The organism is Leucobacter holotrichiae, assembly GCF_055791005.1.
Map to the genome: position 1 here is coordinate 140,626 of NZ_JBVUAC010000002.1, position 11,943 is coordinate 152,568.

Here is an 11,943-nt window from a genome sequence, read left to right on the forward strand (position 1 = left end):
CATTTTCACGTTCACCCGCTCGCGCGGGCTCGCCTCTACACCGAGACGAAGATGTGGGCGGCGACCTCGAATGGGAGGTCGATCGCTTCGTCGGACCCGTCGACTTCGACGTGCACGACGTCGCCCCTGCGGGTGAAGGTGGCCGATCTGCCGGGCACGACGCCCGCGGCCGCGAGCTGTTCGAGCAACTCGGGATCGACCTGCATGGGTTCGGCCAGCCGCTTGATGGCGGCAGTGACCGGTCGATCCGTCTCGATGAGCAGTTCGCCGAGGCCGGTGACTCCCGACTGGAAGGAACCGGTGCGGATCCCGCCCAGCTCCTCGAGGCCCGGGATCGGGTTGCCGTAGGGCGATTCGGTGGGGCGGCCGAGGATGTCGATGAGCTTGCGCTCGACGCGCTCGCTCATCACGTGCTCCCAACGGCAGGCCTCCTCGTGCACGTACTCCCACTCGAGGCCGATCACATCGGCGAGCAGTCGCTCGGCGAGGCGGTGCTTGCGCATGACGTGCACGGCTTTGGTGCGCCCGTCCTGCGTGAGCTCGAGCCGACGATCGTCGGTCACCACCACCAGGCCGTCGCGCTCCATCCGGCCGACGGTCTGCGACACCGTGGGACCGGAGTGGCGGAGTCTCTCGGAGATGCGGGCGCGCAGCGGCACGATCCCCTCTTCCTCGAGCTCGAGAATAGTGCGGAGATACATCTCGGTCGTATCGATGAGATCCGTCATCGCCGTCCCCTCTGCACATCGTTATCGCCCCGACGCCCTGCGCCGGGGGTTCTAGCCTAAAGCATCTTCGAGGCGCCGCCGCGCCGTATGCCCTCTCGCATCCGCGCGAGGGAGCCCGCCCGCGCTCGCGACTCCGGAGCGTCCGAGGCCGTCGATAAGATGTAGCGCATGGCCGACATCACGATCCCATCCGAATTCCTTCCCGCCGACGGCCGCTTCGGCTGCGGTCCCTCCAAGGTCCGAGACGAGCAGCTCGGCTTCCTCTCGACCCTGCAGCCGGGGGTGCTCGGCACCTCGCACCGGCAGGCTCCGGTGAAAGACCTGGTGGGCAGCGTGCGCGCGGGCCTCGCCGACCTGTTCCGCGCTCCCGAGGGCTACGAGATCCTCCTCGCCAACGGCGGGGCGACCACTTTCTGGGATTCGGCGGTGCACTCCCTCATCGAACGCCGCAGCCAGCACCTCGCCTTCGGCGAGTTCGGGGCGAAGTTCGCGAAGGCGGCCGCCTCGGCGCCCTTCCTCGACGATCCCGACGTGCGGAACGCCGACGCGGGTTCGCGCTCCGAGGCGGAGGCGGTCGAGGGCGTCGACGTGTACGCCTACCCCCACAACGAGACCTCCACGGGCGTCATGGCACCCGTGCGGCGCGTGGCAGGAGATGCGGGATCGCTGACGGTCGTCGACGCGACGAGCGGTGCCGGCGGTATCGACTTCGACGCCCGCGAAGTCGACGTCTACTACTTCTCCCCGCAGAAGAACTTCGCCTCCGACGGGGGCCTGTGGTTCGCACTGGTCTCCCCCGCGGCCATCGAGCGCATCGAGCGCGTCGCAGCCTCCGGCCGCTACATCCCCGAGACCCTGAACCTTGCCGGCGCCATCGAGAACTCGCGCAAGAATCAGACGCTCAACACCCCGGCCCTCGCGACCCTCGGCCTCATGGACGAGCAGGTGCGCTGGATCAACGACCAGGGCGGTCTCGCATGGGCGGCCGAGCGCACCCGCGAGTCGTCGCAGGTGCTCTACGACTGGGCCGAGCGGACCGCCGTCGCCACGCCGTTCGTGGCGGATCCGGATCACCGCTCGCAGGTCGTCGTCACGATCGACTTCAACGACTCCGTCGACGCATCCGCGATCTCGAAGACGCTGCGCGCGAACGGCATCGTCGATACCGAGCCGTACCGCAAACTCGGCCGCAACCAGCTGCGCATCGCGACGTTCACCGCGATCGAGCCCGACGACGTGCGCAAGCTGACCGGCGCGATCAACTACGTGCTCGAGCGCCTGGGCTAGATCCGGGTTTCATGCGCTGAGCCCCTGTTCTCCTCGAATCCGTCGAGGAGAACAGGGGCTCAGCGCATGAGTGCTCGGCGGTCGGAGGCCGGACTCGCGGCTAGACGCGCGCAGAGGCCGAATCGCCGCCGTTCGCGTCGTCCGGCTCTTCGTCGTCATCGGAGTCGTCGAAGAGATCCGTGTCGTCGGCGTCGTCATCGAGATCCTCGGCGTCGTCATCGAGGTCGTCGTCTGCCTCGTCCTCGAGATCCACTCCGTCGATCTCATCGTCGTAGTCGCTGAAATCGTTGTCGAGGATATCGGCCTCGGCGTCCGCATCGTCCTCGTCCTTGAGCTCCGATGCCGCTTCCTCGGCCGCCGCGGCCTCTTCAGCCGCCTGGCGAACCTGCGTCTCCCGGTACTGCGCCAGGCGCACCGACCACGGCACCCACTCGGGCGCCACGACCGATCCCTCTCCGGGCAGCAGCTCGACCTCGAGCACGTTGACCGGCGAATCCTCGTCCACGCGGGCGAGGGTGGCCGCCCAGCGCCAGCCGGGGTAGCCCGCCATTCCGCACTCGAAGAAGAGCGTGAGCACGTGGGCCTCATGCACCTCGTGGCCCGCCTCAGCCCCGATCGTCGCCGGGTCGGCGATCTCGGCGAGGGCCTCCCTCGCCTGCTGACGAGCCGCGAGCAGGACGGGATCGGCCATCTGCTCCACCGCTTCCGCCGCGTCCGCAGCTTCCCCCGCGGCGACGATCGACTCGGCGTCGAGCTCGCTCACGGGTGCTTCGAGCCCTGCGTCGTTCCGCTCAGACATCGAAGTCATCCGCCACTCGGCGCAGCATCGTGGCCACCTTGCGAGCCTGGGCGCGCTCGGGATACTGGCCGTTCTTGAGTCGGCTCCCGAGCCCGTCGAGCAGCTTCACGAGATCCTCGATGATGACGGCCATCTCGTCGGCCGACTTCCGATTGCGCTTGGCGATGCGCGGGGTCTCGAGGACCCGCACGGAAAGCGCCTGCGGCCCCTTCCTGCCGTCGGCGACGCTGTACTCCAGGCGGGTGCCCGCCTGGACGTCGACGCCGTCAGGGATCACCGAAGCATGCAGGTACACCTGCGCTCCGTCATCCCCCTGGATGAACCCGAAGCCCTTCGCCTCGTCATAGAACCTGACCTTGCCGTTCGGCATGCCTCGTCCCTCTCATGTTCGGCGGATCACCCGCGTGTCGAGCCGCGATCACTGCGTGTTCGCATACCGGCCCAAGTCTAGCCCGCGGAGCTTGAGAGGTCGTGTCACGAGTTGCGCCTCGCCCGGTGCGTTCGGAGGGAGCGGGGATAAGATGGAGCGGATGTCGACCGAACCCAGCTCCCCCTCGCTTCTCGAGCGCATTCTCGCCTACGCCTCGCTGACCATCATCGCGGTGGCGCTCCTGTCGTTCTTCGCCACGCTCATCGTGGGCATGAACGACCGCTACGCCATGGCCGAGGGTCTGTGGCCCTTCGTCTACGGGATCTCGCTGTTCGGGCTTCCCGTTGGCTTCGTCCTGCTGATCCTCCTCATCGTGCTGAGCCAGCGCCGGCGCCGCGCCGAGTTCCGACGCACCGGCGAGCGCTGAGCGCCTCCCCGTCATGAGCGGCATCCTCGCGCTCGCCTCCGCCATCGCCGAGATGGAACGGCCGTCGCTCGAGGCGCTCGTGCGCCGCAGGCGCGTGCAGTCCCCGGCGAACGTGCTCGATCCGATCGGCCTCGCGACCGAGCTGCTGCGGCCGGAGTCGATCGCGCGCACGCTGGCGGATCTCGACCGTCCGCACCTCGTGGCGCTGCTGCGGCCCGATCTCCTCGCCGGATCCGCCGAGGTCGCCGAGATGACCGATCTCGGGCTGCTCGGGGTCGAACGGCACGATGGGCAGGGCGACGACAAGGATCCCGTGACGCTGCCGGAGGTCGAGGCCGTGCTGCGCGACGCGCTCCGGGACGTGGGCATCGATCCCGAAGCTCTCTCCGATCCCGCGACCGTTTCAGAGGATTCGAGCATCTCCCATGCGTCGGCCGCGGACCGCGCTGCTGACGCGGCCACGGGCACCGACGGCGCGGCTTCCGACCGCGACGGATCCTGGTACGCCGAGGCTCTCACCGCCGTGGCGCAGGCCGCGGAGTGTCTGCGTGCGCTGCAGGAGCGACCGGGCCGCCTCAACCGCAGCGGCACGGTCGCCGTGGCGGCGGTGCGCGCCCTATCGGAGGCAACGAGCGTCGATGTCGCCGATCTCTCCCGCACGCTCACGGCTCTCGGCCGGGCCGGCCTCACCAGGACCGCGATCTCCGAGGCCGCGCTGATTCCGGCTGCCGGTGCGCGCGACTGGCTGGGGTCTTCGCATACCCGTCGATGGCTGGTCCTCGCGGAGGCCGCACTCGCGGCGATGGCGCCCCCGCTGCGCGCCTCGCTGCAGCACCGCGACGGGGCTGATCTCGCCGGGGCAGCTGCGGCGCTCCCGAGCAGATTCCCGCTGCTCCCCGAAGCGGAGTTCGCCGCGTCTCGATCCTTCGTCGACGACCTCGAGCACTTGGGCCTCACCGCGCGGGGACGCCTCAGCGACGTCGGTCTGATGCTGCTCGACGGCGAGTTCGAAGCGGCTCTCTCCGCGGTCGAGCGGCTGTTCCCGGGCGTCTCCCCCGGCGTGTACGTGCAGCCCGACCTCAGCGTGATCGTCCCCGGCCCGCTCTCGCCCGATGATGAGGCGATCATCGCGTCCCTCACCGTCCCCGAGCACGTGGGGGTGGCTTCGACGCGGCGCATCACCGAGGCGCGGATGACATCGACCCTCGAGCGGGGGCGCACCGCGGCCGAGGCCAGGGAAGCCTTCGAGCGGCTCTCGTCGACCGGCATTCCGCAGCCTCTCGACTACCTGCTGACCTCCCTGACCGAGCGGCTGGGCAGCATCCTCGTCGAGGAGAACGACGGCGACGAGGGCCGCACCCGCCTCGTGGTCGCACGCCCCGACCTGGCCGGGACCCTGCTCGTGGACCGGGCGCTGCAGCACCTGCAGCTGCATCGCCCCGCCCCGGGGGATCCCGCATCCGCCCGATCCGAGGTTCCCGGCTCGACAGTCCTCTTCTCCCGCCTGCGCATCGACCACGTGCTCGCGGCTCTCGGCGATGCCCGCTACCCCGCGACGGGCAGGCGCGGCGCCTCACGCACCCTCGGAGCCGCCTCCGAGGGCCCCTCCCTCGAGCGCGCAGGGGAAGGATCGGGATCGGACGGCGCCCCCGAGGCTGTCTTCGAGCCGCCCGCCCCCTCCGCTGCTGAGCGCTTCGAGGACGGCCTGCCGGAGCCCCTCGCCGCGCTTGTGGACCGGGTCTTCGCAGCGGCTCGTTCGGAACCGGGCACGGGCGACTTCACGCGGCGGCTCGAACTCGCGATCCGGGATCGCAGCCCCGTGCGCGTCACCGCGGAGGCGCGCGGGCGGAGCCACACCTTCACCCTGCTGCCGGTGTCGGTCACGGCGGGCAGGCTCCGGGCGAGCGATCAGGCCGCGGGTGTGGAGCGCACGCTGCCGATCAGCACCATCACCGCGGTCGACCCGGCCTGATCCGCCTGCGCGCCGCGCCCCGCCGCCCGCCCGCTCCGCCACCTCGAAACGAGGAGTTCCGAACTGCTGGATCCACCGTGCTCGAAACAGCAGATCAGGACTCCGCGATCCAACGGGGCCGCGGCGGGGCAGGTTCCAAGCGGCGCCGCGTAAACTCGACAGCTATGACTCTCGGCCCCCTTATCGTGCAGAGCGACCACACCGTGCTCCTGGAGGTCGCGCACCCCGATGCCGAGGACGCCCGCCACGAGCTCGCCGTCTTCGCCGAGCTGGAGCGCGCGCCCGAGCACATCCACACCTACCGGGTCACCAGGCTCGGGCTGTGGAACGCGCGCGCCGCCGGCCACACCGCCGAGGAGATCCTCGGCACTCTGAACCGCTACGCCAAGTTCCCGGTGCCGACCGGAGTGGCGAGCGAGATCGAAGACACGATGCGACGGTACGGTCGCCTCACGATCGAGCGGTTGGAGGGGGTATGCGACCCGCAGGACGACGGCAGCGCCGCGCCCCAGCTCGTGCTCCGCTCCGACGACCCCGCGATCCTGCGGGAGGTCACGAGCGCGAAGAAGATCGCCCCCCTGCTCGGCAACCGCATCGACGAGCGCACCTACCCGCTCGAGCCCTGGGCGCGCGGCGAGCTCAAGCAGCAGCTCGTGGCGCGCGGGTGGCCCGCCGAAGATCTCGCCGGTTACACGCCCGGCGATCCCTACGACATCGACCTCGAGCAGCAGGGGTGGCAGCTCCGCGATTACCAGGCGAAGGCCGTCGATGCCTTCCAGCGCGGAGGGTCGGGGGTCGTCGTGCTCCCCTGCGGCGCCGGGAAGACGATCGTGGGCGCCGCGGCGATGGCCGCGGTCGGTGCGAAGGCGCTGATCCTCGTCACCAACGCCGTCTCGGCCCGTCAGTGGCGCGACGAGCTGCTGCGCCGCACCTCGCTCACCGAGGAGGAGATCGGCGAGTACTCCGGTCAGGTGAAGGAGATCAAGCCGGTCACCATCGCCACCTATCAGATCCTGACGAGCCGCCGGAAGGGCGAGTACCAGCACCTCTCGCTGCTCGACGCCCAGGACTGGGGCGTGATCGTCTACGACGAGGTGCACCTGCTGCCCGCGCCGGTGTTCAAGCTCACCGCCGACCTGCAGGCGCGCCGCCGCCTCGGCCTCACCGCGACCCTCGTGCGCGAGGACAGCCGCGAGGGCGACGTGTTCAGCCTGATCGGCCCGAAGCGCTACGACGCCGCTTGGAAGGACATCGAGGCGCAGGGCTTCATCGCGCCTGCGGCGTGCTTCGAGGTGCGGGTCGATCTCCCCGAGTCGGAGCGCATGGACTACGCGGTGGCCGAGGATCAGGATCGCTATCGCATCGCATCGTCGACGCCCGAGAAGCAGCGCATCGCGCAGAGGATCATCGAGAAGCATCCGGGCGAGAGCGTGCTCGTGATCGGGCAGTACATCGACCAGCTGGAAGCGATGGCGGAGGCGCTCGACGCGCCGCTGATCACCGGACAGACGCCTGTCGACGAGCGCGAGCAGCTGTTCCAGGCGTTCCGCGACGGGGAGGAGCGCATCCTGGTCGTGTCGAAGGTCGCGAACTTCTCGGTGGATCTCCCCGACGCATCGGTGGCGATCCAGATCTCGGGTTCCTTCGGCTCACGTCAGGAGGAGGCGCAGCGCCTCGGCCGACTGCTGCGCCCCAAGTCAAGGGCGCGGGCGGAAACGGTGGCGCGAAGCGGCACCGCCGCCCGCGGCGACGCACACGTCGCCGACGATGAGGGCGAAGCCCTTCCCCTGACCGCGTCGTTCTACACTCTGATCGCCCGCGACACGGTCGACCAGGATTTCGCGCAGAACCGTCAGCGCTTCCTCGCCGAGCAGGGATACAGCTACACGATCCTCGACGCCCCCGAGCTCTAATCCCCGAGCTCTAGTCGACGACGCTCTCCATGGCCTCCTCGAAGGCGCGGGCCGATGCGTCCGACGCCTCTGCTCGGAGCGCCTGACGCAGCACGGCGGGCTTGGCGGTGAAGGCGTTCACGCCGCACTGGGCGAGGTCGAGGATGCGGTCGGGAGAGCGCAGGCTCGCCGCGAGCACCTCGGTGCCGGTTCCGGCGACCGCGATGGCCATCGTCTCGATGATGCCCGCGCCGTCGTAGCCGGCGTCATCGAGCCGCCCGAGGTACGGTGCGATGTACCGAGCTCCGACGGACGCGGCTGCCAGCGCCTGCACCGGGTTGTACACGGCGGTCACGAGAACCGTGGCCCCCTCCTTCACCAGTCGCGCGGCTGCCGAGAACCCGGCCTCGGTCGCCGGGGCCTTGATGCACACCCGGGGCGATATCCCGAGCAGCTCCCGGGCATGCTCGACCATCTCGTCGGCGGTGCTCCCCCAGGTCTGGAAGAACACCTCCTCGGCTCCGTGCCCCACCCAGCTGCGCGCGAGCTCGGGCAGGCGCCCGAGCGTCACGCCGTCCGCGCGCAGGATCTCGGGATTGGTCGTCACGCCGCACACGAGCCCCTCGTCGAGCAGTCGCAGCACCTCGCCCTCATTCGCCGAGTCGGCGTACCATCGAATGCGGCGCGTGTTCATCTGACCCCTCCAATTGCGTCGTCGGCGCGGTCCGTTCCAGTCCACTCCGCGAGCGTCCGATAACGCTCGCGAACCGCCGTGTAGTCCGAATCTCGAGGCTCGGTCGCCACGAGGGCGTCCGGCCGCAGTTCCTCCGCGAGCTCCGCCACCGGTCGGCCGCGCAGCACCGCGGCTGCCTGGATCGCGGCCCCGCGCGCCGTCGACTCGTCCACGTCGCGCACCACCACCGGTCGCCCGAGAAGGTCGGCGAGGATCTGGCGGTAGGCGATCCCTCTCGCACCGCCGCCCATGACCATGACCTCGCCGTCGGCGTCGGCGCCCACGGTCTGCAGGTGCTCGTGTGCGTTCAGCATGCCGAACAGCACCCCCTCGAAGGCCGCCCGCGCGATCTCCTCGCGGCTCGTCGCGGTGGTCAGGCCGGCGATCGTCCCCGTCGCCAGCGGCCTGTTGGGTGTCCGTTCCCCGTCGAGGTACGCAGCGAACACCGGCCTGCCCGCCGGCGGCGCCCCCTCGGCGTCGACGCTGAGCGCCATCTCTCCGAGTTCCTCGATACCGACGCCGAGCGTGCGCGCGGCCCAGTCGGTGACCTTGGTCGAGTTGAGCGTGCAGGCCAGCGGCAGGTACCCGCCCACGGCGTTCGCAACGCCGGTCACGATCCCGCTGCCGTCGAACACCGGCTGCTCGTTCATGGTCATCACGACACCCGAGGTGCCGATGCTGTATGCCACGTCGCCATCCCGCAGCCCCAGGCCCACGGCCCCGAGATGCTGGTCGCCGCCGCCGGCGCCGACGATCGCGTCTCTGCGCAGACCGAGTTCCTCCGCCGCGGCCGCGCAGACGCGCCCGGCCGGTTCGTCCGGTCCGAGCACTGTCGAGAGCATCGGCGCCCAATCGCGCGGCGCCACGAAGCGGTCGAGCAGATCGAGGCGCCAGCGCCCCTCGTGCGCGGCGTAGTACCCCGTGCCGGAGGCTTCCGAGCGATCCGTGACCGCGCGACCGGTGAGGCGGAAGGTGAGGTAGTCGTGAGGCTGCATGATCCGCGCCGTGCGAGCCAGCACCTCGGGCTCGTGCTCAGCCATCCACGCCAGCTTCGAGATCGTGAAGGCGGCGATGGGCACCGATCCGACCGCCTCCGCCCAGGCGTCTCCGCCCAGCTCAGCGACCACGCGCTCGGATTGCGGGGCGGAGGTCGTATCGTTCCAGAGCTTCGCGGCGCGCAGCGGCCTGCCGTCTGCATCGAGCATGACGAGGCCGTGGCACTGGCCCGCGACGCTGATCGCATCGATATCGGAGATCGCGATGCCGGCCTCGGTCGCAGCCGCGCGGAGCGCCGAGGTGAAGGCCTCCCACCACGCCTCGGGCCGCTGCTCGCTCACCGGAGGATAGGTCAGCGGGTGCAGCGCGCGGCCGCCGCCCAGCAGCGCCCCGCTGTCGGCGTCGCGCAGTTCGACGGTGCTCGATTGGGTCGACGCGTCGACTCCGGCGACGATGGCCATGCGTGTTCTCCTGGATCCGATCCGATTGGGCTCGAGACTACCGAATCGGGTCCAGAGCGCTCGGTCGCGTGTGCGACTTCCCGACCGCGCCGCCCGGGTGCGTCTCGAGCATCTGCTCCCAGGTGTACCCGCGCTGCCGCATGAGCAGGATCGCGAGCGCATCGCCCCAGACAGCCGTGACGAGCGTCGAGCCCATCGCGATGACGTTGCCGGGATCAGCCCCCTCCCGGTTGTGCAGCACGACGACCGTGTCGGCGAGGCCGGCCATGGTCGACTCTGGGTTGGAGGTGATGGCGACGATCTTCACGTCGCGGCGCTTGGCGAGCTCGATGAGGTCGTTGATCTCCGTGGTCTCGCCGCCCTTCGACAGCGTCATCATGATGTCGCCGGGGGCGAGCACCCCCATGGTGCCGTGGAGCGCGTCCATGGGCGCCAGGTAGGCCGCCGGGGTGCCGCAGACGCTGAGCAGGTGCGCCATGCGCCGCGCGATCGCGCCCGAGGTGCCCGAGCCGACGACGAAGACCTTCCCGGTGCAGGCCATCAGCTGCTCGAACACCGAGAGGAAGCTCTCATCGAGCTGCTCGGCGGCGGCTGCGACGGCCGCCGCCTCATCGGTGATCGTCTTGCGGGCGGCTTCGAGGAGTCGGGCGTCGAGGGACATGTCGTGGCTTCCAGTTCTTGAGTGGTTCGAGTGGGATTGCGGGCCCGCGGCGGAGCGCGGAAGGTAGGGGCGGGACCGACCCGGCCTACGCGGCCGCCCAGGCGATGCGCCGCAGCGCGTGAGGGGTGCGGTCGTCGTCGGCGACGTACTCGCCGTCGGCGTGGCCGCCGCTCATGACCATGACGTCGTCTGCGACATCCGCGACCTCCTCCTCCTCGCTCGAGACGAGGATGACGGTGAGGCCCTCGTCGTGCGCGAGGGATCTGATCAGCCGGTGTATCTCGGCCTTGACGCCCAGATCGACGCCCTTGGTCGGCTCGTCGAGCAGCAGGATCTTGGGCTTCTGGGCGAGCGCCCGAGCGAGGATGACCTTCTGCTGGTTGCCTCCGGAGAGCCGTTCCACCGGCGCCTGGCGGTTGCCGCGCACGCGCATCACGTTCATCAGCTCGTCGGCGCGGCGGTGCATGGCCCGTCGGCGCAGGAAGCCGGCCGTCGAGACGGTGGAGAGGACCGGGAGCATGAGGTTCAGGGTCGAGTCGAGCTGCGGAACGATCCCGTCCTGCTTGCGCTCCTCCGTGACGTAGGCGATCCCGAGCTTCGACGCCTCCGAAGGCGACCTGGGGTGCCGCTTCGCGCCGTCGACGATCAGCTCGCCTCCTTCGATCCGATCGATGCCCGCGATCGCGCGGAGGGTCTCGGTGCGCCCGGCGCCGACCAGCCCGTAGATGCCGAGGATGCGGCCCTCGTACGCGCGCAGATTCACGTCGCGCAGGGTGCGGGTCGTGAGCCCTCTGGCCTCGACGGTGACCTTGGCGTCGCTCGGCGCGGGAGCATGCGGCTTGTGCCCGAGCGTCGATACGTCGATGTCCTCGCCCGCGATCGCCGCCACCACCTCGTCGCGGCCGACCTCGCCGACCTTCGCGTCGATCCGCACCTCGCCGTCGACGAGGGCGACCACTCGGGAGCAGACCTCGTACAGCTCTTCGAGCTTGTGGTTCACCAGCACGATGCCGAAGCCGCGCGCGGCGAGTGATTTGACGGTGTCGAGGAAGCGCGCGACCTGATTGCCCTCGAGCGATGTGGTGGGCTCATCGAGCAGCAAGTAGCGCGCGTTGCGATGGGTGCGGATGGCGACCTCGAGCAGCTGTCGGATCGCGACGGGGATCTCGCTCACCGGGGTGTCGGGATCGATCCCGAGCTCGAACTCCTCGATGAGTTCCCTGCTGACCTGCCGCATGGACTCCTTCGAGAGCAGACCGCCGCGCTTCTTCTCGCGCCCGAGGAAGACGTTCTCCATCACCGTGAGGTTGGGGAGGAGCGAAAGCTCCTGGTAGACGGTCGCGATCCCCGCCTCGATCGAGGCCGTCGGGTCGCCGAGCCGTACCGCCTCGCCATCGACGGTCACGCTCCCCGAGTCGGCCTTGGCCGCCCCGGAGATGCACTTCATCAGCGTCGACTTGCCCGCTCCGTTGTGTCCGACGAGGCCGACGACCTCGCCGGGGGCGACAGTGACCGAGATGCCGTGCAGCACGGTCGTGCCGCCGTAGCTCTTGACGATTCCATCGACCTGCAGCCCGGCGCCACGGCCGGACATCTCGGTCCCTGTCGCGTTCATGG

The 11,943-nt window shown here is 70.0% G+C and carries 11 protein-coding genes; 4 read left to right on the forward strand and 7 right to left on the reverse strand.

Annotated elements, in window-relative coordinates:
- Nucleotides 1-35: 35 nt before the first annotated feature.
- A complete protein-coding gene (locus AC0KXF_RS04280) occupies nt 36-728 on the reverse strand; it encodes an iron-dependent transcriptional repressor DtxR (RefSeq protein ID WP_473108005.1) in 693 nt (230 codons plus the stop codon).
- Between the two features lie 168 nt (nt 729-896).
- Here AC0KXF_RS04280 and serC point away from each other — a divergent pair, with 168 nt between their 5' ends.
- Complete coding sequence (gene serC / locus AC0KXF_RS04285; RefSeq protein ID WP_473108006.1) at nt 897-2,015, forward strand: phosphoserine transaminase; 1,119 nt, start codon at nt 897-899, stop codon at nt 2,013-2,015.
- 100 nt (nt 2,016-2,115) lie between these two features.
- On the opposite strand, the gene AC0KXF_RS04290 is transcribed toward serC, so the two are convergent.
- The gene (locus AC0KXF_RS04290) at nt 2,116-2,814 is read right to left on the reverse strand and encodes a DUF3027 domain-containing protein (protein ID WP_473108007.1); all 699 of its coding nucleotides are present in this window, start codon (nt 2,812-2,814) and stop codon (nt 2,116-2,118) included.
- Complete coding sequence (locus AC0KXF_RS04295) at nt 2,807-3,184, reverse strand: cold-shock protein (RefSeq protein ID WP_223044751.1); 378 nt, start codon at nt 3,182-3,184, stop codon at nt 2,807-2,809. Before AC0KXF_RS04295 ends, AC0KXF_RS04290 begins: the two co-directional genes overlap by 8 nt.
- 160 nt (nt 3,185-3,344) lie before the next feature.
- Between AC0KXF_RS04295 and AC0KXF_RS04300 the strand changes: the two genes are divergently transcribed.
- The 3 genes from AC0KXF_RS04300 (at nt 3,345) to AC0KXF_RS04310 (ending at nt 7,496) form a co-directional block, all read left to right on the forward strand.
- Nucleotides 3,345-3,611 (forward strand): hypothetical protein, encoded by a 267-nt coding sequence (locus AC0KXF_RS04300; protein WP_255572786.1) that lies wholly within the window; start codon nt 3,345-3,347, stop codon nt 3,609-3,611.
- Between the two features lie 13 nt (nt 3,612-3,624).
- Complete coding sequence (locus tag AC0KXF_RS04305) at nt 3,625-5,583, forward strand: helicase-associated domain-containing protein (protein WP_473108008.1); 1,959 nt, start codon at nt 3,625-3,627, stop codon at nt 5,581-5,583.
- A 164-nt stretch (nt 5,584-5,747) separates the two neighbouring features.
- A complete protein-coding gene (locus tag AC0KXF_RS04310) occupies nt 5,748-7,496 on the forward strand; it encodes a DNA repair helicase XPB (protein ID WP_473108009.1) in 1,749 nt (582 codons plus the stop codon).
- Nucleotides 7,497-7,506: 10 nt separating this feature from the next.
- Here AC0KXF_RS04310 and AC0KXF_RS04315 read toward each other — a convergent pair whose 3' ends face one another.
- The 4 genes from AC0KXF_RS04315 to AC0KXF_RS04330 all read right to left on the reverse strand — a co-directional run bounded on the left by AC0KXF_RS04315 (nt 7,507) and on the right by AC0KXF_RS04330 (nt 11,941).
- The gene (locus tag AC0KXF_RS04315; protein WP_473108010.1) at nt 7,507-8,169 is read right to left on the reverse strand and encodes a transaldolase family protein; all 663 of its coding nucleotides are present in this window, start codon (nt 8,167-8,169) and stop codon (nt 7,507-7,509) included.
- The gene (xylB, locus tag AC0KXF_RS04320; protein ID WP_473108011.1) at nt 8,166-9,665 is read right to left on the reverse strand and encodes a xylulokinase; all 1,500 of its coding nucleotides are present in this window, start codon (nt 9,663-9,665) and stop codon (nt 8,166-8,168) included. Before xylB ends, AC0KXF_RS04315 begins: the two co-directional genes overlap by 4 nt.
- Before the next feature lie 37 nt (nt 9,666-9,702).
- Nucleotides 9,703-10,326, reverse strand: coding sequence for an SIS domain-containing protein (locus AC0KXF_RS04325; RefSeq protein WP_473108012.1), 624 nt, complete (start codon nt 10,324-10,326; stop codon nt 9,703-9,705).
- Between the two features lie 85 nt (nt 10,327-10,411).
- Nucleotides 10,412-11,941, reverse strand: coding sequence for a sugar ABC transporter ATP-binding protein (locus AC0KXF_RS04330; protein ID WP_473108013.1), 1,530 nt, complete (start codon nt 11,939-11,941; stop codon nt 10,412-10,414).
- Nucleotides 11,942-11,943 lie beyond the last annotated feature (2 nt).